Origin of the sequence: Lentzea sp. NPDC058450 (assembly GCF_042721395.1) — a bacterium.
In the GTDB taxonomy this organism is placed as follows: Bacteria; Actinomycetota; Actinomycetes; order Mycobacteriales; family Pseudonocardiaceae; genus Lentzea.
In genome coordinates this window covers 31,822-54,234 of the sequence record NZ_JBHXLO010000026.1, presented here as the reverse complement: position 1 = coordinate 54,234, position 22,413 = coordinate 31,822, and the positions used below count along the sequence as shown (strand labels likewise).

The 22,413-nt window shown below is 68.3% G+C and carries 22 protein-coding genes and 1 tRNA gene; 10 read left to right on the top strand and 13 right to left on the bottom strand.

What is annotated here, in order from left to right; genetic code table 11:
• Positions 1 to 146: 146 nt before the first annotated feature.
• Positions 147 to 2,219: a LuxR C-terminal-related transcriptional regulator gene (locus ACFWNN_RS32345; protein ID WP_382443728.1), complete on the bottom strand. Its 2,073-nt coding sequence runs from the start codon at positions 2,217 to 2,219 to the stop codon at positions 147 to 149.
• Positions 2,220 to 3,080, bottom strand: a complete 861-nt coding sequence (locus ACFWNN_RS32340) for an SMP-30/gluconolactonase/LRE family protein (RefSeq protein WP_382443727.1) — start codon at positions 3,078 to 3,080, stop codon at positions 2,220 to 2,222. It abuts the gene before it with no gap.
• A 33-nt stretch (positions 3,081 to 3,113) separates the two neighbouring features.
• Between ACFWNN_RS32340 and ACFWNN_RS32335 the strand changes: the two genes are divergently transcribed.
• From ACFWNN_RS32335 to ACFWNN_RS32320, 4 genes are read left to right on the top strand one after another with little or no spacing between them, the layout of a single operon-like run.
• On the top strand, positions 3,114 to 3,725 hold the full coding sequence (locus ACFWNN_RS32335; protein WP_382443726.1) for a rhomboid family intramembrane serine protease: 612 nt from the start codon (positions 3,114 to 3,116) through the stop codon (positions 3,723 to 3,725).
• 11 nt (positions 3,726 to 3,736) lie between these two features.
• Entirely contained in the window at positions 3,737 to 4,486 is a 750-nt protein-coding gene (gene murI / locus ACFWNN_RS32330; RefSeq protein ID WP_382443821.1) for a glutamate racemase, read from the top strand.
• Between the two features lies 1 nt (position 4,487).
• Positions 4,488 to 5,255 (top strand): MBL fold metallo-hydrolase, encoded by a 768-nt coding sequence (locus tag ACFWNN_RS32325; RefSeq protein ID WP_382443725.1) that lies wholly within the window; start codon positions 4,488 to 4,490, stop codon positions 5,253 to 5,255.
• Positions 5,252 to 5,668, top strand: coding sequence for an OsmC family protein (locus tag ACFWNN_RS32320; RefSeq protein WP_382443724.1), 417 nt, complete (start codon positions 5,252 to 5,254; stop codon positions 5,666 to 5,668). The genes ACFWNN_RS32325 and ACFWNN_RS32320 overlap by 4 nt, the downstream gene beginning before the upstream one ends.
• Here the strand turns inward: ACFWNN_RS32320 and ACFWNN_RS32315 are convergent.
• Positions 5,626 to 6,120: a DUF2231 domain-containing protein gene (locus ACFWNN_RS32315; RefSeq protein ID WP_382443723.1), complete on the bottom strand. Its 495-nt coding sequence runs from the start codon at positions 6,118 to 6,120 to the stop codon at positions 5,626 to 5,628. The two genes, ACFWNN_RS32320 and ACFWNN_RS32315, sit on opposite strands and share 43 nt — an antisense overlap.
• A 49-nt stretch (positions 6,121 to 6,169) precedes the next feature.
• Between ACFWNN_RS32315 and rph the strand changes: the two genes are divergently transcribed.
• The gene (gene rph / locus ACFWNN_RS32310; RefSeq protein WP_382443722.1) at positions 6,170 to 6,937 is read left to right on the top strand and encodes a ribonuclease PH; all 768 of its coding nucleotides are present in this window, start codon (positions 6,170 to 6,172) and stop codon (positions 6,935 to 6,937) included.
• Entirely contained in the window at positions 6,934 to 7,533 is a 600-nt protein-coding gene (gene rdgB / locus ACFWNN_RS32305) for an RdgB/HAM1 family non-canonical purine NTP pyrophosphatase (RefSeq protein ID WP_382443721.1), read from the top strand. Before rph ends, rdgB begins: the two co-directional genes overlap by 4 nt.
• Here the strand turns inward: rdgB and ACFWNN_RS32300 are convergent.
• The 6 genes from ACFWNN_RS32300 to ACFWNN_RS32275 all read right to left on the bottom strand — a co-directional run bounded on the left by ACFWNN_RS32300 (position 7,530) and on the right by ACFWNN_RS32275 (position 14,179).
• Positions 7,530 to 10,397 carry an NACHT domain-containing protein gene (locus ACFWNN_RS32300; protein WP_382443720.1) on the bottom strand — a complete coding sequence of 956 codons (2,868 nt, stop codon included), beginning with the start codon at positions 10,395 to 10,397 and terminating at the stop codon, positions 7,530 to 7,532. The genes rdgB and ACFWNN_RS32300 overlap by 4 nt on opposite strands.
• A 10-nt stretch (positions 10,398 to 10,407) precedes the next feature.
• Positions 10,408 to 10,746, bottom strand: coding sequence for a DMT family transporter (locus ACFWNN_RS32295; RefSeq protein ID WP_382443719.1), 339 nt, complete (start codon positions 10,744 to 10,746; stop codon positions 10,408 to 10,410).
• 285 nt (positions 10,747 to 11,031) lie between these two features.
• Complete coding sequence (gene bcp / locus ACFWNN_RS32290; protein ID WP_382443718.1) at positions 11,032 to 11,499, bottom strand: thioredoxin-dependent thiol peroxidase; 468 nt, start codon at positions 11,497 to 11,499, stop codon at positions 11,032 to 11,034.
• 23 nt (positions 11,500 to 11,522) lie between these two features.
• A complete protein-coding gene (locus ACFWNN_RS32285; RefSeq protein ID WP_382443717.1) occupies positions 11,523 to 12,050 on the bottom strand; it encodes a hypothetical protein in 528 nt (175 codons plus the stop codon).
• Between the two features lie 337 nt (positions 12,051 to 12,387).
• Positions 12,388 to 13,416: an LLM class flavin-dependent oxidoreductase gene (locus ACFWNN_RS32280; RefSeq protein WP_382443716.1), complete on the bottom strand. Its 1,029-nt coding sequence runs from the start codon at positions 13,414 to 13,416 to the stop codon at positions 12,388 to 12,390.
• Positions 13,417 to 13,423: 7 nt separating this feature from the next.
• On the bottom strand, positions 13,424 to 14,179 hold the full coding sequence (locus ACFWNN_RS32275; protein ID WP_382443715.1) for a hypothetical protein: 756 nt from the start codon (positions 14,177 to 14,179) through the stop codon (positions 13,424 to 13,426).
• 95 nt (positions 14,180 to 14,274) lie between these two features.
• Between ACFWNN_RS32275 and ACFWNN_RS32270 the strand changes: the two genes are divergently transcribed.
• Complete coding sequence (locus ACFWNN_RS32270; RefSeq protein WP_382443820.1) at positions 14,275 to 15,381, top strand: NAD(P)-binding domain-containing protein; 1,107 nt, start codon at positions 14,275 to 14,277, stop codon at positions 15,379 to 15,381.
• 515 nt (positions 15,382 to 15,896) lie between these two features.
• Here ACFWNN_RS32270 and ACFWNN_RS32265 read toward each other — a convergent pair.
• Entirely contained in the window at positions 15,897 to 16,511 is a 615-nt protein-coding gene (locus tag ACFWNN_RS32265) for a DedA family protein (protein WP_382443714.1), read from the bottom strand.
• A 94-nt stretch (positions 16,512 to 16,605) separates the two neighbouring features.
• On the bottom strand, positions 16,606 to 19,209 hold the full coding sequence (locus ACFWNN_RS32260) for a glycoside hydrolase family 97 catalytic domain-containing protein (protein ID WP_382443713.1): 2,604 nt from the start codon (positions 19,207 to 19,209) through the stop codon (positions 16,606 to 16,608).
• A 127-nt stretch (positions 19,210 to 19,336) separates the two neighbouring features.
• Between ACFWNN_RS32260 and ACFWNN_RS32255 the strand changes: the two genes are divergently transcribed.
• Positions 19,337 to 20,449, top strand: coding sequence for an ATP-binding protein (locus tag ACFWNN_RS32255; RefSeq protein ID WP_382443712.1), 1,113 nt, complete (start codon positions 19,337 to 19,339; stop codon positions 20,447 to 20,449).
• 14 nt (positions 20,450 to 20,463) lie between these two features.
• Here ACFWNN_RS32255 and ACFWNN_RS32250 read toward each other — a convergent pair.
• Positions 20,464 to 20,537 (bottom strand) — tRNA-Leu (locus ACFWNN_RS32250).
• 109 nt (positions 20,538 to 20,646) lie between these two features.
• Here ACFWNN_RS32250 and ACFWNN_RS32245 point away from each other — a divergent pair.
• Entirely contained in the window at positions 20,647 to 20,868 is a 222-nt protein-coding gene (locus ACFWNN_RS32245; RefSeq protein ID WP_285638153.1) for a DUF3618 domain-containing protein, read from the top strand.
• Here the strand turns inward: ACFWNN_RS32245 and ACFWNN_RS32240 are convergent.
• Positions 20,865 to 21,476 carry a TetR/AcrR family transcriptional regulator gene (locus ACFWNN_RS32240; protein WP_382443711.1) on the bottom strand — a complete coding sequence of 204 codons (612 nt, stop codon included), beginning with the start codon at positions 21,474 to 21,476 and terminating at the stop codon, positions 20,865 to 20,867. The genes ACFWNN_RS32245 and ACFWNN_RS32240 overlap by 4 nt on opposite strands.
• A 355-nt stretch (positions 21,477 to 21,831) precedes the next feature.
• On the opposite strand from ACFWNN_RS32240, the gene ACFWNN_RS32235 reads away from it, so the two are divergent.
• A complete protein-coding gene (locus ACFWNN_RS32235; RefSeq protein ID WP_382443710.1) occupies positions 21,832 to 22,407 on the top strand; it encodes a hypothetical protein in 576 nt (191 codons plus the stop codon).
• Positions 22,408 to 22,413: the final 6 nt, after the last annotated feature.

Below are 22,413 nucleotides of genomic sequence, written 5' to 3'. Positions count from 1 at the left end.
ACGGACTCAGGCGCCCTTCCAGGCCAGATCTTCGCTCATGACATCCCCCCAGATGTTCGTGCGGCCGGTGAACTGCTTCTTTGTAGTTCACCGGCTGAGGGGCGCACATCCGTATAAACCGCAAGATGCCATACGTATGACGCTCATCAACTCAGGTTGAGCCGCTGAGCGATCATAACGCGCTTCTGCACGCCCAGAGCTGCGAATATCTGCTGCACCTGGGTCTCGACAGTGCGCTGCGACTTGTGCAACCGCGCCGCGATCTCCCGGTTGGTGAGGCCCTCGGCGACGAGCTTCGCCACCTCCAGCTGGGCCGGCGTGAGCGGGCCGGTGTCCTCGCCGAGCGCCACCGCGAGGATCTCGTCGAACGACCGCATCCCCACGCCCGCCGCGTGGTCCCGGCGGTACTCGGGGCCGCGCGCCCTGGCCACGGCCCGCGCGCGCATCTGACGGAACGTCTCGTGGCTCGCGAGCGGACGCCCGGTCAGCCGTTGGGCGGCCTCCGCGGCGCCGAGCAGCCGGGCGGCCCTGCGCGCCTGCCCGCTCGCCGCCGTCGCCCACGCGAGTGCCTCGACGGCCCAGACCGGACCCCACTGGTCGCCGCTGGCGCGTTGCCGGACGAGCGCGGCTCGCAGCAGGTCAGCGGCCTCGTCGGGGGAACCGAACCGCAGCTCGGCGACGCCCCTGGCCATCAGCAGGCCCCCGGCGGCGATCTCGTTGCTGTCGGCCGTCGCGGCGAGGTCCTCGATGTCCGCGCGCACCTCTTCTTCCTCGGCGAGCAGCGCGGACGCCATCGCGATGTGCACGGAGAAGATCACCCGGCGCTCCGGCTCGAACCGGGCGCGTGCCTCGCGCATGGTGGCCAACGCCGTGTAGTCGCCGTCCAGCAGCCACTGGCGTTCACCGCGTGCGTAGAACACGCCCGCGAACTCGCTGTCGAGTTGTTCGGCCTCGGCGAGGAGCTCGGCCGCCTCGTCGGCACGGCCGAGGGTGAGGGCGAGCGACGCGGCGAACGTGAGCGCTTCGAGGTGCCAGTGGTCGTGGGCACCGCCTTCGAGTGCGCGCCGGAGCCTGCGGTACTGCTCGGGCCAGCCGCTCGCGAAGAACGCGCCGTGCATGCGGGCGAGCTGGAACTCGAGCTCGAGCGCACGGCCGGGTTCGCGCAGGCTCGCCTCCAGCGCGGCCTCGACGTTCGCCATCTCCACCCGCAGGACGCCGACCAGCGCGGTGTCGGTGATCCAGCCCGCCGACACGTGCCGGACGAGCTCGCCGTAGTGGTCGAGGTGGCGTTTGCGCACGACGGCGAGGTCGTCGCCGAGGCGTTCGGCGCCGTACTGCCGCAACGGTTCCAGCAGGTGGTAGCGGTCGTTCTCGAAGATCACGATCGACTTGGCGACCAGCCCGTCGAGGTCGTCGAGGGTCGTGCCGGAGTCGCTGACCGCTTCCGCTGCGTGAAGGTCCCAGCCGCCCGCGAACACCGAGACCTGCGCCCAGAGCCGTTGCTCGTCGGGTGTGCAGAGGTCGTGGCTCCAGTCCATGACCGCGCGCAGGGTCCGGTGGTGCGGCAACGCCACCCGGTCGTTGCGGGTGAGCAGCTTCATCTCGTCGTCGAGCCGTTCGACGACCTCGGTGAGCGGCATCGCGCGCAGCCGCACGGCCGCGAGCTCGATGGCGAGCGGCAGGCCCGCGACCCGGTTGAGCAGCTTCACCACGTCGGGCCAGTTCTGCGGGGTGAGCCGCCAGTCCGGCGCGCGGTCGGCCAGCAGCGCGACCGACTCGAAGTCCGCGCTCATCGGGGCGTCGGCGGGCGGGACGTCGAGCGGTGGCACGACGAGGACGCGCTCGCCGGGCACGCCGAGCCGTTCGCGGCTGGTGGCGAGGACCGTGAGGCCGGGCGCCTGCCGCAGCAGGTCGGTGGCTAGGTCCGCGACGGCGTCCCTGAGGTGCTCGCAGTTGTCGAGCAGCAGCACGGTCCTGCGGTCCGCGAGGTGGTCGGGCACCGCGCTGTCCTCGACCTCCAGCACCTCGGCGACCCCGCGCAGCAGCATGTCCGGGCGGCTGATCGTCGCCAGCTCCACGAACACGGTGCCGGCGATCTCCCGCGCGAGCCTGGTCTTGCCCGCGCCGCCGGCACCGGTCAGCGTGACGAGGCGGTGCTCGGCGAGCAGGCCGCGCAGATCGGTGAGCAGCTTCGTGCGGCCGATGAAGCGGGAGAACATCTAGCCGTTGAACGCCACGCTCGGCACGCCCTGGCCGACCCCGGGCAGCACCAGCACGGACCCGTTCAGCTGGCGGTCCATCAGCGCCTCGTCGGACAGCCCCGAGCGGGCGGACGTGACGTAGAGGTCGGTGAAGTCCTGGCCGCCGAAGCAGCACGCCGTGGGGTTGTCGACGGGCACCTCGATCTCCCGGTCGAGCACGCCTTCGGGCGTGTACCGGCGCACGGCCCGGCCACCCCACAACGCGACCCACACGCACCCGTCGGCGTCCACGGTCAGCCCGTCCGGCCAGCCGTCGGTGTTGCCGACGTGCGCGAGCGGGCGGCGGTTCGCGACGGTGCCGGAGGCGTTGTCGAAGTCGAGGACGTCGATGCGGCGGGTCGGCGTGTCGACGTAGTACATGAGCGTGGCGTCCGGGCTCCAGCCGACGCCGTTGCTCGTGTTCACCTTGTCCACCATGACCTTCGCGGCGCCCTCGCCGGTGATCCTGGCGAGCCAGCCCTCGTCGGCGGCCTGGTCGTAGCGCATCGTGCCGGCCCAGAGCCTGCCCGACGGGTCGACGCCGGCGTCGTTGCCGCGCACGCCCTCACGTGCCCAGTAGACGAGCCAGCTCTTGGTGCCGTCGCGGTCGACCAGGGCGATGCCGTCGCGCAGGTTGCAGACGATGCCGCCGTGCGACCGCGGCTTGGCGGCCCCGACGTGCTGCGGCATGACCAGCACCGCGTCGTCGTCGCGCGCCGGTGCGTACCGGTGCACCTCGGAGGCGAGGATGTCCACCCACAGCAACGTGGAGCTGCTGTGGTCCCACGTCGGACCCTCGCCCAGCTGGGCGGAAGCGCGCACCGCTACTTCGATAGCCACCCAACCACCTTAAATGCCACGTACGCTGGTCATGTGGACCGCACCGCGCTAGCGAAACGGGTCATCCCGCCGCACCCAGTGCTGTCGTTGCTCGTCGTGGCCGGGTTCGTCGGCTTCCTCTACGTCGTCGAGGCCTTCGACGTGGCCACCGGCGGCTCGCTCGAGGACGACGGCGTGCTGCCCCGGAACTTCGGTGAGTGGGACAACCTGCTCTGGATGCCGTTGATCCACGGCGACTGGAGTCACCTCACCGGCAACGCCGTTCCGTTGCTGCTGCTCGGGTTCCTCGCGACCTCGGGCGGCCTGAAGCAGTTCTTCCAGATCACCGCCGTCATCTGGCTGACGTCCGCGCTGGGCGTGTGGGTGTTCGGCAGCCCCGGCAGCCACATCGGCGCGTCCGGGCTGGTGTTCGGCTTCCTCGCGTTCCTGCTGGTGCGCGGGATCTTCGCGCGCTCGTGGCTCCAGCTGGTGATCGCCGTCGGCGTGTTCGCGTTGTACGGCGCGGCGCTGTGGGGCGTGCTGCCCGGCCAGCCCGGGGTGTCGTGGGAAGGCCACCTGTTCGGCGCAATAGGTGGCGTTTTGGCTGCGTGGGGTGTGTCTCGTGACAACCGCCGCACCGAGGCACCGGCTACATTCACGGCGTGACGATCGGGATCATGGACTCGGGCGTCGGCGGCCTCACGGTCGCCCGCGCGATCATGGACCAGTTGCCGGGCGAGTCGATCCACTACATCGGCGACACGGCTCATGGTCCCTACGGGCCGCTGCCGATCGCGCAGGCCCGCAAGCACGCGCTGGAGATCTGCGACCGCCTCGTGGACGAAGGCGCGAAGATGCTGGTCATCGCGTGCAACACGGCGTCCGCCGCGTGCTTCCGCGACGCCCGTGAGCGCTACGACGTGCCGGTGGTCGAGGTGATCCTCCCCGCCGTGCGGCGCGCGGTGATGACGACCCGGTCCGGCCGGGTGGGCGTGATCGCGACGGTCGGCACGATCAACTCGCACGCGTACCAGGACTCGTTCCAGGCGGCCCGCGACGTGACGGTGACCGCGGCCCCGTGCCCGCGGTTCGTCGACTTCGTGGAACGCGGCATCACGTCGGGCCGGCAGGTGCTCGGGCTCGCGCAGGCGTACCTGGAACCGTTGCAGCGCGCCGACGTCGACACCGTGGTGCTCGGCTGCACGCACTACCCGTTGCTGACCGGCGTGATCCAGATCGTCATGGGTGAGCACGTGACGCTGGTGTCGAGCGCCGAGGAGACGGTGAAGGACGTCGTCCGGCTGCTGACCGAGCGCGACGAGTTCGCCGCCGAACCCGCCGTGCACCGCGTGACGTGCACCGGCCCGCCCGAGCGGTTCGCGAAGCTCGCCGCCCGGTTCCTGCCGACCTTCGAACAGTGGGGCTGATGTGCTGCTGACCGTGCTCGGCTGCTCCGGCAGCATTCCCGGACCCGGCGCCGCCGCCTCGGGATACCTCCTGGAGGCCGACGGGTTCACGCTGGCGCTGGAGTTCGGCAACGGCGTGCTGTCGCGGTTCCAGGAGGAACGGCCGCTGTTCTCGATGGACGCGCTGGTGCTCTCGCACCTGCACCCCGACCACTGCGTCGACGTGTCTTCTCTCTACGTGGCAAGGAAATATCATCCGGTTCCGCCTGCCGCGGCGTTGCCGGTGTACGCGCCTGAGGAGGCCCCGTCGCGGTTCGTCGCCGCCTACGCGCCGAACCAGGCCGAGCGGTCCTCGCTGGACTTCAGCGACGTGTTCACGTTCCACGGCCTGGGGTCGCGGGTCGAGATCGGACCGTTCACCGTGGACTCCGCGGTGGTCGCGCATCCTTGCGAGGCCTACGGGTTCCGCATCTCGTGCGGCGGCGTCACGCTCGCCTACACCGGGGACAGCGGTCCGTGCGACGCGCTGGACTCGTTGACCGCGGGCGCGGACGTGCTGCTGAGCGAGGCGAGCTGGACGCACGCCCCGGACCGGCAGCCGGACCTGCACCTGTCCGGGCGCGAGGCCGGTGAGCTGGCCTCCCGCGCGGGCGCCGGCCGGTTGCTGATCACGCACGTGCCGCCGTGGACGTCGCGCGAGGACGTGCTGGAGGAGGCCCGGTCGGCGTTCGGCGGGCCGAGTGAGCTGGTCGTGCAGGGCGGCCGGTACGAGGTGGGGGAGCGGACATGATCGAGATCGAGCGCGTCGGCGAGCACGAGTTCGTCGCCACCAACGGGCGCGGCGCGTCGGTGCGGATCGGGCGCAAGGGCCAGGAGGGCTCGTTCAGCCCGGTGGAACTGCTGGTCGCGGCCGCCGCGGGGTGCGCGATGGTCACGTCGGAGACGTTGATCCTGCGCAGAACCGGCGGCGATCAGCTGACAGCCGAGGCGGACGCGGTGCAGTCCGAGAGCGGCAACGAGGTGATCTCGATCCCCGTGACGCTCTCGTACGACCTGTCCGCCGTCGAGGACCCGGAAGCCCTGGAGGTCGTCGTCCGGCGTGCCGTGGAGCAGTTCTGCACGGTCACGCGCACGCTGAAGCAGTCGGCGACCTCGCCGCTTCAGCTCCCGATGCCGCTCCAGACGGCCTCCGAACCGCTGTGACCGGCCCGCACGGTCTGCACCGTCGTGCCGACCGCGAGCAGCACCACCAGCACCGACACGACGACTGAGATCACCCGCCACGTCTTCGTGGTGGGTGCCTCGGCCTCCCGTTCGCGGTCCGCCAGCCGTCCGGCGACCAGCAGCGCGATCACCGCCACGCCGAAGCCGAGCGCGATCGGCAGCAGCGTCGTGCCGAGGTCCGCGTGCGTCTGGATGAGGGGGTTCTGCACGCCGTTGCGCTCCAGTGCGGCCTGGAAGTCCTCGCCGGCCTGCTTGGCCAGCGGAACAGCGGCGACACCGGCCAGCGTGACCCCGAGAACGGGCCACGCGTACTTGCGCCGCCACTTCGGGACCAGCGAGATCGCGATCGAGCTGAGCGCCGCCAGAGGCAGCAGCACGACCACCGCGTGCACCAGCAACGGGTGAAGCGGAATACCGTCGATCGTCAGCATGTCTCTCCCTACGCCATGGCGCTCCGCAGGGTTCATTAGGGTAGGGCCCGTGGTGCGAAGCGACGGCCGATACGACGACGTGTTGCGTGACATCCGGATCACGCGTGGATATCAGACCTGGCCCGCGGGCTCGGTCCTGATCGAGTTCGGGAACACCCGCGTGCTGTGCGCCGCGAGTGTCACCGAAGGCGTGCCCCGATGGCGACAGGGCTCCGGCCTCGGCTGGGTGACCGCCGAGTACGCGATGCTCCCGTCCGCGACGCACAGCCGCAGCGACCGCGAGTCCGTGAAGGGCCGAATCGGCGGCCGAACGCACGAGATCTCGCGCCTGATCGGCCGTTCTTTGAGGGCTTGCATCGACCTCAGGGCGCTCGGTGAGAACACCATCGTCATCGACTGCGACGTGATCCAGGCCGACGGCGGTACCCGCACGGCAGCCATCACCGGCGCTTATGTGGCGTTGGCCGACGCCGTGACGTATTTGGGTGCTGCGGGTAGGTTGGCCGACCCCTCACCGCTGTCGTGCGCGGTGTCCGCCGTGTCGGTCGGTGTCGTGGACGGCCGGGTTCGACTGGACCTGCCGTACGAGGAGGACTCGCGCGCCGAGGTCGACATGAACGTCGTCGCCACCGACGCGGGCACGTTGATCGAGGTCCAGGGCACCGGCGAGGGCGCGACCTTCGCCCGCTCCACTTTGGACCGCATGCTCGACATCGCCCTGCAGGGCTGCGCGGAGCTGAACCGCATCCAGGCGGAGGCCCTGTCGGCGCCTTACCCCGGCGTCCTGCCGGAGCCGAAGTCCGGTGGCAAGCGATGAAGCTGTTGTTGGCTTCGCGCAACGCGAAGAAGCTTCGCGAACTGCAGCGCATCGTGGTGGCCGAGGATCTGGCTGGGATCGAGGTGCTGTCCCTTTCGGACGTGCCGGAGTTCCCTGAGGCCCCCGAGACCGCGCCGGACTTCGAGGGCAACGCCCTGGCGAAGGCCCGCGACGCCGCTGCTGCCACCGGTCTGGTGTCGGTGGCGGACGACTCGGGGTTGGCCGTTGACGAGCTGAACGGCATGCCTGGGGTGTTGTCTGCCCGGTGGTCTGGTCGGCATGGTGATGACGACGCCAACCTCGACCTGCTGCTGGGGCAGATGGGCGACGTGCCGGACGAGCGGCGCGGTGCCGCCTTCGTGTCCGTGGTCGCCATGGTCGTGCCTGGTGGCGAAGAGGTCATCGTGCGCGGAGAGTGGCGCGGCACGTTGCTGCGGGCTCGTCGCGGCACCAACGGGTTCGGCTACGACCCGATCTTCGTGCCTTCTGGGTACGAGGTCACCTCAGCCGAGATGACGGCCGAGGAGAAGGACGCGGAGTCTCACCGAGGCCGCGCCCTCAAGCTCCTCGTCCCGCACCTGCGCAAGCTGGTCTAGCCGACCCAGCGCACCTTGACGTCGGGGCCGAGTTCATCGACCCCGACGTAGTTGCACCATCGACGAAGAAGAAGATTCAGTGATCGATCGCGGAGCGGACGGACGTCAATCGGCTCGATACCTGTGAGCGAGAGTGTTTTTACAGGTGGAAGCATCGAGATGGTCTCAGGGTCGCTCCAGCCTTGGCAGTACATGGCGCGTAGTTCGGTCAACTCGGCGAGCGCACTCACGTCGCAGCCGGGAGCGAGTTCGTTGATGTGCAGGTATTCAAGAGATCGACCTCGCAGGAAGTCGAGGTTGCGCCATCTGCGTTGCTGGTGCAGCCCAAGTGAGGTGACATCTGGCAAGCGTCGGATGTTGGTGAAGCGCTGAGCGTCGACGAGAATCACCGACTGCGGTTTCGTGCCTGCGAAACAGCTGAGATCGATCTTGCCTTCTACCCACGTGAAGATGCCGCGTATCGGAGGCAGGTACTCGATGAAGTCGAGGTGTGGCAGTGCTTCTTCTGTGGGGAGCCAGATGTCCACGCTGGTAAGTCGGCCAAGCCGGGGCAGGTGAGGGAACAGCCGGACCGACTCGATCTTACCGAGGCCGTCACACAGTGGTGCGTCTACCAGGACTTCTTCCGCGTACCGCTGGAGATCGAAGCTGAGCCATGTACTGATCAGCGCTTCCTGCACGGCCTCGCGCGGATCTTGCGCATATCCGGCTAGTTTGGCCATCGCTTCTGGTGAACCAACCAGTGCGGCACTACGCACCGTTGCGGCTGCTACGGCTTCGGAGAGTTCGTCGAGCGAGGTAGGCAGGTAGCGGAGCACACGGTGGCCGATCGCGCTCAGCGACTTGACCTCCTTCATGCTGCGCGGAGGGACGATCCGGTCGCGGACGATCGCGTCGATCCGGTCGCACACGTCGCCGTCCACGTCGCTGATGGTCTCCAGGCATGCGGCGGCGAGCAGTCGAAGCCGGCGCGCCTTGCGCGGTTCGTGGTCGGATCGGGCTAGCACTCCGTTCAGCAACTCGGTCACCTGAGTGCGTTGGCCATGGCCGCAGGCGAGCACGACCGTCTGGGTCCAGGAGTCCAGATGCGCGTGCGATATCAGGGTGTCGATCTGACCGTCCTGCATCGCCTCTTCACCGGCGAGGTACTCCTGGAAAGTCCGGTGCACGAAGTCGACCCGGCCGGGGACGGGCTCCCGGATGACACCGCTGCGCTCGAGCAGGTGCGCGACGACCTCTTCGGTTGCATAGTCGACGTTGGGCATCGACCGGATCTTGCGCGTCACGTGTTCGTGCATCTTCGTGGTCGGGAGCTGGGACAGCCCGCCCAACGTCAACCGCCAGGCCAGATCCCGCAGCAGCACGGTCTTGTCCGAGGCGGTCAGGATTCGGGCGATTCCACGTTCGGCGTCGCGCAGGTCCAGCAACATCGTGAGTGCGGCCGCATACAGCTCCATACGGTTCTGCGGCAGTTCCGAGATCCTGCCAAGGTTCAGTGCGCACAACATCGCGCACAACAATGGGGATGAGGCCAGGCCCTGGAGGTGTTCCCGGCTTTCGAGTTGGGTCACGAGACGTCGTTGCGCCTCTTCGGGTGCTCGGGCTGCCTCGTGCCAGCGGTGGAGAAACATCTTCACATCGCTGGGGTTCATCTGTTCCAGCTCGACCGAGGAGAAGTCCAGATCCGCCAACCACTTTTCGTCCGTAGCGGCAGGGCGGGCCGTGACTACGACTTGGGTCGAGGGAAATGTTTGCACGAGTTCGCGCAGCCACTCGCGGACCTTCGGCCGCTTGTGTGGTGGTACCTCGTCTACGCCGTCAACGAGCAGAAGGCCCTTGCCCGCACGGAGAACTCGGTGCACCCATCCGGCTGGCATGATCCCGGCGAGCCAGCCGGTGACGAACTCCTCCGGTTTCTTGGGAAGTGGCACGTCCGCGAAGGCGCGTAGTCGGATCGGGAACGGCACCAGTCCGTTCCAGTTCTGGAGATTGCCGGTGAAGCCGCTCCGAGCGGCAGCGACAGCGAGCCAATCCAGCAAGGTCGTCTTGCCGGAACCGGCACCGCCACGCACGAAGGTGCGGTTGACCAATGCCGACTCGACGCGCACACCTGAATGTGCTCGGTGGTCGGGATCGTGGAACCAGGTGTCGCGGCGCTTCTCCCCACCCGTCACCGTGAGGCTGATGTAGGCGACGCTCAGCGGGAGTGGTGGGTGATCCTTCGTGGACAGGCCGAGGAGTTCGAGGCGGTCCAGGTTGGCGCCGATGAAGCGGAGATACTCGTCGCGGAACTCGTCGTCGACGTCCGTGCCTGCCGGGGCGTAGAGCGAGGTGCGGGGGAGACGAGAGAGGACGTCTTCGAGTAGTGCGACTTGGGCGGTGGCGCGGGAAAGGACTTCGGCCAGGGCGCGTGGTTGGAACGACGGCAGGTGTCGGATCACCTGGACCAGGTAGCGGCAGGACTGGTCCAAGGCGATGTCGTAGAAGCGGCCCAGGTCCTGGCGGGGGAGTTCGCGCCGGATTCGTTGGGCCAGGACCTCGGGGTTGGCGTCGTCGGCCAGCAGGGCCTCGTCTGAGAGGTCGATGTGCTGCAGAGCGACTTCTACGGCGGCTAGCGAGGGTTCTATCTCGTCTTCTGGGCAGCGTTGGAGGACTGGTTCCAGTTGTTCGGCGATGGTGTTGCTGATGCTTTGGACCAGGGTGTCCAGCTTGGCTCGTTGGACGGGCTTGGACAGCTCTGCTGCCGCCAGGTCGGCCAGGGAAGAGGTTCGTGCCTTTTCCTTGGTGCGGGTCGCCAGCCAGGCTGTGGCTGCGCGGGTCGCGATGGTTTGGCCGAGTCTGGCGGCAGCGAGTTCTAAGCCCACCCAAACGAGATTAGACGGCTGCCTGGGCGTGGGAGGCGACCGACACGACGCAGACGCCTGCGGCGATCAGGGCCATGCCGGTGAGCATGGCGAGGTTCAGGGGGTCGGCGAAGAGGACTCGGCTCGTGATGGCTACCAGGGCTATGCCTGCGCCTGCCCAGATGGCGTAGGTGATGGCCACCGGGACGCCCATTCTGATCACTAGCGATTCGAGGTAGAGGGCGGTTAGGAAGCCGGTTGCGAGGCCGGCTACCGGCCAGGGTTTGGTGAAGCCGTCCGAGTATTTGAGGCAGAGGGTCGCGAAGACTTCCGCGCCTACGGCGAGGGCCAGCAGGATCCACTTGAGCATTGAATTTTCCCAGCACGAAATGCACGCAGCGCTAGGCGTGCGTGTTGAAGAGAACGGTTGACGTTGGGCCCGTTAGGCCTGGTCAGCCGCCTCGCGTGGGGAAGTGGACTCGCAAGACGAAATCAGACGGGATGTCGGGGCCGTTGGGTGCCGTCAAGCGACACACGGTGTATCACCCTCACCGGAACAGGGGTGGCTTTGTTGCACACCCTCGAACCGACCATACCTCAGGAAGATGCCGCCGTCGCAACCAAAACGACGGCGGCATCACGTTTGTGGTGAGAATCAGGCCGGGAGTTCGCGCAGGAGCTTGGCCACGTGGCCGGTGGCGCGGACGTTGTACATCGCCTTGACGATCTTGCCGTCCGGGCCCACGAGGAAGGTGGAGCGGATTACGCCTTGGACGGTGCGGCCGTAGTTCTGCTTCTCGCCGAACGCGCCCCACTCGGTGAGGACGGTCTTGTCCGGGTCGCCCAGCAGCGGGAAGGTGAGGCCTTCCTCGTCGCGGAACTTCGCCAGCTTCGCCTGCTTGTCGGGGGAGATGCCGACCACCTCGTAGCCCGAGTCGGCCAGGACGGCGAGGTTGTCGCGGAAGTCGCAGGCCTGCTTGGTGCAGCCCGGCGTGCTTGCGGCCGGGTAGAAGTACACGACCACGGACTTGCCTAGGTAGTCGGACAGGGACACCGGCTTGCCCTCGCTGTCGGGCAGCGTGAACGCGGGCGCGGTGTCTCCAGGTTCGAGACGACTGGTCATGCCCCAGAGACTATTCCGGTGACCTACGCCTGGCCCTCGAAGACGGTCGGCGCGTTCTGGTCGTGGCCACCCGGCTGGATCGTCAGCGTCATCTTCACCGGTGTCTCCGGCACGGCGAACGCCAGCTGGAGTTGCGTGTCGCGGCCCGGTGGGAGCTCGGCGATGGCCGAGGCGAGGCCGTTGAGGCCCTGCACGGAGTCGAGGAGCTCGGCGGCCTGCTGGTCGTCCGCTGTCGCCTTCACGGCGAGCTGGGACGGCCGGTAGGGGGTCTTGGAGCCGTTGTAGACGGTGATCGTGAAGACCGCGGTGCGCTTGGCCGGTGGGATCGCCGTCTCGGACGGTGAGAGGGAACGCGGGGCGGACACCACGACGGAGAGGCCTGAGGTCCACACGCGTTGCGTGCCGAAGGCTGCTGCGGCGGACGCGTTGGGCGTCTCGGCGCGCTGCTCGACTGTCAGGTTCTCATCGGGGGTGACGGCGACACTGGGGCCCGCACATCCCGCCACGGCCAGCAACAGGCACAGGCCCGCGGCCGTTTTGGCGAACTTCACGAACTCCCCTTTCCCACCCCGGCGGTGGGTGTGAGCGACTCACGTCAACTGTGACGGTGCCGAAGGGAGTAGTGCGAACGAAAGTGGCCTCTGAAGCGGACCTGGTGCCGGGCCGTGGCCGAAGTGTGATGGGCGGCGTGGGCGGCGCCACAAGTGCGCCGGCCCCACGCCGTCCTGGTGGTCGAGACCACCGGGTGAAGCTAGGGAGCGCGTCGGGGGGCGTGCGCGCTCACACCGATCATCGCCCACTGTGTGCCCCGCGCTACAAGCGGAGCCGTTTATCACCCGTTCAGAGCAGCGTCAGTCGTACGAAACGTGAAGGTCACGCCTGACCGACTCACGTATGTGCGGCTGAACGGCCCAGCGAAGGCGTCCGTTCGGCGATCTCGCTGAGGAGTTCGAACGAACGCAGACGGTCATCGTGCCCGTGAACGATGGCCGTCACCATGAGCTCGTCGGCCGCCGTCGACTCCAGCAACTCGTCCAGCCCGGAGCGGACCGTTGAGGGGGATCCGATGATCTGGTTGGCCATCCGGTCCTCGACCACGAGCCGGTCGATCTCGGTGTACGGGTAGTCCGCGGCCTCCTGCGGCGTGGCGAGCGGCTCGGGGCGGCCCTGGCGCAGCTTCACGAATGAGAGCGCTCCCGGGCCCGCGATGTAGCGGGCCTGCTCGTCGGTGTCGGCGACGACCACGGACGCGCACACCATCGCGTACGGCTTGTCGAGCACCTCGGACGGCCGGAAGTGCCGCCGGTACAACGCCAGCGCGGGCAGCGTGTTCTGGGCGCTGAAGTGGTGAGCGAACGCGAACGGCAGGCCGAGCAGCCCGGCAGCCTGGGCGCTGTAACCCGACGAGCCCAGCAGCCAGATCGGCGGCTTGTTGCCGGCGGCGGGCACGGCGTTGAGCTCGGCGGTGCCCTCGAAGTACTGGATCAGCTCGGTGAGCTCCTGCGGGAAGTTCTCCGCGGACAGCCCGGCCTCGGTGCGCCGCAACGCGCGCGCGGTCTTCTGGTCGGTGCCGGGCGCGCGGCCGATGCCGAGGTCGATGCGACCGGGGTGCAACGCCTCCAGCAAGCCGAACTGCTCGGCGACCACGAGCGGCGGGTGGTTGGGCAGCATCACGCCGCCCGAACCGACCCGGATCGTCTCGGTGGCGTCCGCGACGTGCCCGATGAGGACGGCCGGCGCGGACGACGCGATGCCCGGCATGTTGTGGTGCTCCGCGTACCAGATGCGCTGGTAGCCGAGGCGTTCCGCGTGCTGAGCGAGTTCCCGCGCGTGCCGCAACGCGGTCGTGGCGCTCGACCCCGACGTGATGGGCGCGAGGTCGAGAACGGACAGCGGGATCTCACTCAGACGGCTCATACATCGATCAACACCGATACTTCGTGACTTCTTCCGTGAGCCGGGTAACTCGTTTCGCGGCCTTCTCGTACGTCGTGCCCTGGGGGTGCAGAGTCAGCACCACGACGACGCTGAACAGGCACGTCCCGGACGTGTGCAGGGCAGGCGACTTGGTGTCGAGCTCCCACTGGACGCGCGCCCTGGGCCGGTCCACGCACGGCTTCGTCGGGTCACCGAACCCCGACCAGCCCTGCTTGAACGCGGGATGCCAGGTGGCCGACGGCAGCCCGAACGACTGGTCGAACCCGTCCGACGCGCACTTCTCGGCCCGCTGCAGGTGCCCCATGATCGTGAAGCGCACCTTCGGCTTCGCGTCCTCCAGCAGGTACCGGTAGACCTTGACCATGTCGGACGCGCTCACGGCCGTGTAACCCCACATGCCCCGGTTCTCCGGCGGCCGCGTGTCCTCGAGCTTCAGACGGTCGGCCACCCGCACGACGAGCTGCTCCCAGCCGTTCTCGACCCACAGCTCACTGGCCGCGTTGTCGTCGCTGACGCGCAACATGGGTTCGATGCGCGGGTCGTCCCCGCGCGTCTCCAACTGCTCGATCGCGATGAGGATCTTCACGAGCGAGGCGGATCTGATCTGCTTGTGCACGTCTCGTCCGGTCAGCTTGTGCGTGATCCGGTCGTAGACCGCGTAGGACGCCGTAGTGGTGGTCACGGGGGCCGCGAGCGTGGTCGCGGGAGTCGCGAGCAACGCCATCGTCAGAAGTAGGTGCACGCCCCCGGAAGTTAGCGGTGGCTCTCACCTTTTGCCTGATGTTTTGTCGCTCACAGGGGGAGAAGGAGTTCGTCCCTCCTTCCGTTGACGTTGGTGTGGACGTGGACGTGACGGATGTGGTGGTGATCGGTGCGGGACAGGCGGGGTTGTCCGCCTCCTACTTCCTGCGGCGGCGCGGTGTCGATCACGTGGTGCTCGACGCCAACGAGTCTGCCGGCGGGGCTTGGTTGCACCGGTGGCCGAGCCTGCGCATGCGGACCGTGCACGGGATCCACGAGTTGCCCGGGATGCCGTTCGAGCAGCCGTCGCCCGAGGAGCGGGCCAACTCGGCGATCCCCTCTTACTTCGGGCGGTACGAGCGGTTGTTCGAGCTGCCGGTGGTTCGGCCGGTGAACGTCACGTCCGTGGCGAACGAGGGGCCTTTGGGTGGGGGTGGCTTGACTGAGGGCGGCTTGGTTGAGGGCGAGGGCCGCTTGCTTCGGGTCGAGACTTCTGCCGGGGTGTGGGCTGCGCGTGGGTTGATCAATGCGACTGGGACTTGGCGGCGGCCGTTCTGGCCTCACTACCCAGGGCAGGAGACGTTTGCCGGTCGGCAGCTGCACACCGCTGATTACCAGGGGCCTGAGGAGTTCGTCGGTAAGCGGGTGGTTGTTGTCGGTGGGGGTGCTTCGGCTACCCAGCTCTTGCTGGAGTTGGCTCCCTTTGCTGCTGAGACTCGGTGGGTTACCCGGCATGAGCCTGTTTGGCGGGAGGGGCCGTTCACCGAGGACTACGGGCGGTGGGTTGTCGGGATGGTCGAGGAACGGGTTCGGGCTGGGCTCATTCCTCGCAGCGTGGTGAGTGTTACCGGGCTGGCGTTGAACGAGGAGACTCGGGCTGGGATCGCGGCTGGGGTGCTGGATCGGAAGCCGATGTTCTCCCGGATCACTCCTGGTGGGGTGGAGTGGGACACCGGTGAGCGGTTCGATGCTGACGTGATTTTGTGGGCTACCGGGTTTCGGCATGATCTGGATCATTTGGCGCCGTTGCGGTTGCGTGGGGCTGGGGGTGGGATTCAGGTGGACGGCACTCGGGTGGTTTCGGATCCTCGGATCCATTTGGTCGGGTATGGGCCTTCGGCCAGCACTGTTGGGGCTAATCGGGCTGGGCGGGCGGCTGTTCGGGAGTTGGTCGGGTATTTGGGTCAGGTCAAGGTGGCTTAGCGCCTTGCGCGTCGTGTCTCGCGGCTAGAGCTTCGGGCGGCTTTTGGGCCGGTGCCGGTTCTGTTGGTATGTCGCGTTCCAGCTGGGTTGGTCGCGTTTGTTGGTTCGGCTGCGGTTGCGAGAGTTGGTCGCGCGGGTCGTGTCGACGTATGGGGTTGCGATTGGGGCTTGACCTTGAGCCTCTGGCGGGACGCCCTGTCGTCCGGAAAGCCGGGCTGAAAAGCGCCCAGCCGATCCCGCGAGGGTGGCATCCCGCCTCCTCAAGGTAAGGCCCCAATCGCCAGAGCAGTTGTGCACCGCCTCCGTGTCCCCGACCAGGTAGGACGGGCTCGCCTGCGGCATCGCGTACCGGGCCTCGTAGGTGGCCTGGCTTCGCGTTGACGGCTGTCCGGTTGGCACCGCGCGCCTGGCTTGCGGGCGTGGTTGGCCTGCGTTGACGACTGCGGTTGAGAGCGCGCGCCTGGCCTGTGTGCGTGGTGCCTTGCGTTGGCTGTTTGGTGGGCTTGGGGTTGGGGTTAGGTCTTGGATTTGGTGCGGTTTTTGGTCAGGCGGGTGGCTACGAAGATGGTTACGGCTACTGCGGCCAGGGCTAGGACCACCTTTGAGCCGATGCCCACGTACTGCTCGACCAGGTGCCAGTTGTCGCCCAGTAGGTAGCCCGCCAGGATCAGGGCTGTGTTCCAGATGAGGCTGCCTGCTGCTGTGTAGGCGAGGAACGGGGCCAAGCGCATGCGTTCCACGCCTGCTGGGATGGAGATCAGGCTGCGGAAGACTGGGATCATGCGGCCGAAGAAGACTGCTCGGTAGCCGTTGCGGAGGAACCAGGCCTCTGTCTTGTCCACATCGGACACCCTGACCAAGGGCATTTTTGCTGCTATTGCTCGTACTCGGCCGCGGCCCAGGAGGGCGCCTATCCAGTACAGGAGGATGGCGCCTGCCACTGAGCCGAAGGTGGTCCAGAGGATGGCGTCCAGCAGGGACATCTTGCCTTGGGCGGCGGTGAAGCCGGCCAGGGGGAGGAAGACTTCGCTTGGTAGGGGCGGGAAGAGGTTTTCCAGCGCGATGGCCAAGGCCGCTCCGGGGGCGCCGGCCGTGTGCATCAGGTCGGTGACCCAGTCGACCAAGTTCATGAGTCCAAGTTACGGACGCTGGTGGGGGTCGACATTGGGGTAAACCACAAAAGAAGGGTGGGGGAAACCCCACCCTCCTCTCAGGGTCGCGTGCTCAGGAGCAGAGGATCCTTGCGTCTGCCCAAGAAGCGTGGTCGTTCTGGGTGCCGTCGTTGCCGTCCAAGACGCGCAGGGTGAGAGTCCTCACGTTGGTCAGGTCTGCGGTCATGGTGGTGGCTGGGGAGCGCACGTTCAGCACCGGTGTGGTGGTCAGGACGTTGTTGTCGCCCAGGAGTTGGAACGAGACGGTGCCGCCTGCTCGTTGGCGGGCCACGTCCAGGCCTGCTTCGTCGTCCACGCCCACGGAGGCGGAGAAGGTGGTGCAGGGGGTGGGCAGGTCGTAGGTGATCTCGGAATCGGCGTGGGTGCCCAGGCCTTTGCCGTAGGTGGAGCGGCGTAGTGCTATTCCTCGGCCGTCGTTGGCCGATGGGCCGCCGTTGGAGAGGTCTCTTTCCACCGGGCCGTCGCCGCCTGTCGCTGAGGACCAGGGGCGGTCCGAGAGGTAGGACCAGCCGGCCGGCAGGGGGCGCACCACGTGCACGCGGGCTGTTCTCTCCGACTCCGTGCCGTTGTCGAAGGACGCGACCACCGGGATGTCGAAGTAGCCCTCGGTTGCGGGAGGTATGACGGTCCAGTTGCCGGACAGCGCTTGGCCGGGGCGCAGGACCTTGGCCGTGGCAGGGGATCCCTGGATCGACCAGCCGGTGGGTACGCGGGGTGTCAGCGTCACGTCGCGCACGTCCGTGGTGGTGGTGAAGAGGCCGGTTATCGCGAAGCCGTTCGCCGAGGCCGAGACCGAGGTTCTCGGGACGGTGGGGGTCGGGCGTGCGCAGGTTCGGGAGCCTGCTCGGCAGGCGATGGCCGCGAAGCCGCCGTTGGTGGCCACGTCCAGCGTCAGGGCCTCGCCCGCTCGCATGGTGCGGGACTCGGAGACCAGGCCCGCTGGGCCGTCCCGGGTGATCTCCACCAGCCAGCGGCCCGCGGGCAGGGAGAGGGGTACGGAGACGGTGCGGGCCTGGCCGGAGTAGCCGCCGCCGAGGAACCAGCGGTCGCCCGAGCGGCGGGCGAACACCGCGTGGTCGGCCGGGCGGCCGGACAGGAGGCGGGTCTCGTCCCAGGTCGTCGGCACCTGGTCAACGAAGCGTTCGGCCGCGGGGCGGGCCGCGTGGTCCTCCGGGCGTCCCGCCAGGTTGGCCAGGCCCGACTCGTAGAGCACGGTCAGGGCCAGTTCGTGGGCGTCCGAGGTGGTGCGGGACGGGCGGTGCCAGGCCAGCGGCGTGTAGTCCATGCCGCCCACCACGCCGCGGGTGAACGGCAGCGCGGTCAGGTGGGGGCCGGTCAGGCCCGAGGACTTCTCGCCGCCGTGGACCGCCTCCATCGTCATCACGTGCGGCCAGGTGCGGTGGACGCCGTGCGGGATGGTCGAGCCGTGGAAGTTGACCAGCAGGTGGTGGGCGGCGGTCTCGGCGAGGACGCGGTCGTACCAGCGGTAGCGGTCCTGGCCGTCGGAGTCCATGAAGTCGATCTTCACGCCCACCACGCCCCAGCGTTCGAACAGCGCGAGCCGTGCGGCGCTCTCGGCCGGGGTGTCCAGCTCGTCGTAGTGGACCCAGAGATGGATCTTCACGCCACGGGCGGAGGCGTACGCGATCAGCGACGGGATCCACGACGTCTGCTCCCACGTCGGGTCGTAGTCCCAGTTCGGGTCGAAGTACCACCCCGCGTCGACCAGTGCGTACGGCCAGCCGTGTGCTGCGGCGTAGTCCACGTACTGCTTCTGCATCGCGAGGCTCTGACCTGCTTCACGGCCGCCCGCGAGCCAGCTCCAGAACACCTTGCCCGGCTTGATCCACGACGTGTCGCGCACCTTCGAGCGCGGCGCCAGGTCGTCCACCAGGGTCGACGCCGACACGTCCGCCAGCGAGCCCACGACGACGGTGCGCCACGGCGACTGCCAGGCGCCGTCCACCGCCACCCGCTCGTCCCAGTACCTGATCGAGTAGAGGCCGGAGCCCGCGGTGTGCGCGAGGCGAGCGCCCGAGTGGCGTCCATCCACAGAGGACTCGGTCAGCAGCGCGTACACACCGTTCGTCTCGAACAGTGCGGGATGGAGGTACTCGGCCGTCTCGGCGGCCGCCGCGTTCGTCTGCACGAACGGGTTTTCGTAGTCACGCCGGTACTTCGCGATCCACCCGGTCGCAGTGGACGGAACGCGGAACGCCGACGTCTCGCGCAGCACGCCGCCCAGTCCGGCCGGGACCTCGTAGCGGTACGCGACACCGTCCTCCGCGGTCCGCACGACAAGATCCACACGGGCCGCTCCGGCGAACGAGTAGCGCTCCTCCCGGTGGACCACCGAACGCTGCCGTTGCTTGCCGGACGACGCCGTGTAGTGCTCGACCACCCGCCGTTCGGTCCGTCCGGTCAACCGGAGCCCGGACGAAAGATCCGCTCTTTCCGTCACCACGCCCAGCGGACTCGGTTCCAGCACGGTGGTGCCGCCACGGGTCACCGACAGGCTCGGGACACCGTCCGACAGCGTCACGACAGCTTTCGGCCAGGGAGAGTTTTGTGCTTCTGCTGTAGGAGTTATCGCGCTCACTGCGAGCGTGGCGACGAGTGCTCCCGCCACGTGTCGCCGCACGGTGGACAACCGCATGTCCAGTCCTTCCCGACGTCGGTCGCGGCGGCGACACATCCGATGTATACGCGGTCGAGGGCCATTGGTCCACAACCGGAGGGAAAGGCCTTTCCGGCATGTAATCGTTTGACTACGATCGGGTTCGATGGCTGACCTGGTGGGGACGTGTGCGATCTGCGGCACCGCGACCGCCACCTCCCGGCGCAGACACGCGAGGTACTGCTCGAACGCCTGCCGGCAACGGGCCTACCGGCAGCGCGTCCACGAACCCGTTACGGCACTGGACAGTTTCATCGGCCGCGACGCCGAACTGGCCCGTCTCGCCAGGGTCGGGCCGCGCGTGCTGACGCTCGTCGGACCGGCGGGCGTCGGCAAGAGCCGGTTGGTCAAGGAGCTCGCGAAGGACGCGACCTGGGTCGAGCTCGACGACGCCCAGGACGTCGCACGGGCGTGCGCCGAGGCGTTGGGCGAGCAGACCTCCGAACCGGCGCTGAGCACACTCGTGAGCGCTCTGGCGGCCCGCAGGACCGTGCTGGTGCTGGACAACTGCGAACACGTCGCACGGGAGTGCGCGGCGCTGCTGGAGCCGTTGCTGCTCGGCTGCCCCGGCCTCTCGGTGATCGCGACGAGCCGCGAACCGCTGCGGGTGCCGGGCGAGGTCCTGTTCGCCGTAGAGCCGTTGTCGATCACGGACGCCGTGGACCTGTTCGCCGACCGCGCCCGCGCGAACCAGGTGGGGCTGCGGCTCGGCGACCGCAACGCGATCGCCGCCCTCTGCGACCGCCTGGACCGCCTGCCGCTCGCGATCGAGCTCGCGGCGAGGCTCGTGACCGTGCTGCCCGTCCAGGAACTCCTGGCGCGCCTGGACGACCGCCTGGAACTCCTCAACCGCGGCAACCGCACCGCGGCGGTGCGGCACCAGAGCCTGCGCGCCGCGATCGGCTGGAGCTACGAACGGCTGAGCGCCGACGAGCAGCACGTCTTCCGGTGCATCTCGAAGGGACCGGGCGGGTTCGGTCTGGACGTCGCCGTGCAGGCGTGCGACCTGCCGTCGGACCGGGTGCTGGTGCTGCTGTCGGCGCTGGTGGCGAAGTCGTTGCTCATGTTCACCGGCGCGGGCCGGTTCGAGCAGCTGGAGTCCGTGCGGCTCTACGGCCGCGAGCGCCTCGCCGAGCAGTTCACTGGTGATACACCCGGTGTCGCCGCGGCTAACCTGAGGGCAGTTCGCCGCGGGCCAGCCCCCGCGGCGAACCACTGAAAACCGCAGATCAATGAGGTCGGGGGGACTCGAACCCCCACTGGCTGGGACCTAAACCCAGTGCCTCTGCCAATTGGGCTACGACCCCTCGCGGAGAAGCCTATAGCCCCTCCGTGGACTCGCTCTCGCGGGTCGCGCGAAGCCGCGGTCCTGACCGTCCACTACGGTTGCGGGCAGAACCGCTGCTAGGAGGACATGTGGCTCGCGATCCCGACACCATCCAGCGCGAGATCGAGCAGGCTCGCGCCGCGCTGGCCGCCACCCTGGACGAGCTCAGCGAGCGGGCCAACCCGCAGAAGCTCGTCGAGCAGGGCAAGTCGTCCGTGCTCGACGTGCTGAGCCAGCCCAAGGTCAAGTACACGCTGATCGCGGTCGGCGCCGTGGTCGGCTTCGCGCTGGTCCGCAAGCTGTTCCGCTAAGAACGCACCAACGGCAGGAGCACCTGCTCGACGACCTTCTCCACGAACGGCTCGTCGAGCGGGTCCCCGGTCAGCATCAGCCGGTAGATCAACGCGGCGCCCGCGATCTCGACGGCCATGCCGCGCGGCGCGTCGGCGCGCAGCTCGCCCCGTTCGGCGGCCCGGTCGAGAATTCCGCGCAGCACATCGCGTTGCGAGATCAGGAACGTCTCCCGGAACGCCGCCGCCAGCTCCGGCTCGTGCGGCAGTTCGCCCACGAGTGCCTGAGCCGCCTTGCCGATCGGTCCCGAGAGGAACGCGGCGAACGACGAGAGGAACTCGCGCAGGTCCCCGGCCAGTGAGCCGGTGTCCGGTGCCGCGAGGTTCTGCGTGGCGAGCTGGGTGCACGTGTCGATCACGAGATCGAGCTTCGACTCCCACCGCCGGTAGATCGTCGCCTTGCCCGCCCTGGCCCGCGCGGCCACGGCGTCCATGGTGAGCGCCCGGTACCCGACCTCGGCCATCACCTCCAGCGCTGCCTGACGTAAAGCGTCGTCCCTGCTGGCGTCTCGAGGACGGCCCCGTTGCGGGGTCCTTCCCTCGTTGAACGCCGTTGTCGACACGGCCATGCCACCTCCTCGTACCAGGGCACGGCTCGTGCGTGTCCTCCCCGCCCCTTTGGCGGCACATCCTAGGCGTCTTGCCCATCTTGCAGGGTGAGCAGCACCCGGTTGTTGCTTCGTGTTGTTCTCGGTTGGGTCTTGCGCGATGTGCCCCAGAACTCCTACCTTTCGACTTGTCCAGACCAGGCTGCCTCGCCGCGCAGCTGAACGTGAGTAGTCGTCATGCGCGGGCGAGGAGTGGGTGATGGTCTTTGGCATAAGGGGTTTTCTCGGCGATGCCACGGTGGCGGTGCCGCTGGGTCAGTCGGGGGCGGCGACCGGGAAAGGGACCGGGCCATCGGAGGTCTTCGGGTGTTCCGGCATGTCGGAACGGTCCTGGAAAGAGTTCGTCGGGGCACAGGATCTTGTCTGGCGGCGGCCGCCGACCCGGTACGGACAGGCCCCGTTCCTCGGTGACGGGCGCGTCGTCCACGCCGAGGGGAACGTCGTCAGGTTCATCGTGCAGCGCGCCGACGTGCAGGATCACCGCGACACCGGCGGCAGCCGGTTCGGCGTGTGCCGGCTTCCTGTCGGGAACCTGAAGATCGCGGCGGCCGGCGTGATCACGTTCGCCGCCTGCGTCCACTCCGAACGCTCGGTGTTCTCGTTGGACTTCAGCGCTTCCGGGACCGAGCGGCCGGCGATCGAGTTCGTGCCGGCGTTGGCGATTCCGCCTCGCGCGGACTTCAACCCGCTGCCGGACGGGTACGTGCTCAACCCGGACCCGGTGACCGCGGTGAGCCCGGTGCGGTACCGGGACCGCGGCGACGGGACGCTGGAGATCCCGTTGCGGCGCGGGCAGGAAGTGCTCGTGCACCCGAAGGGCCGCCGTCCCGATCTGGCCGTGCGGCCGATCGCCATCACGACTCCGGGCAGGCCCTGGGGTCTGCCCGCCTGACGAAAA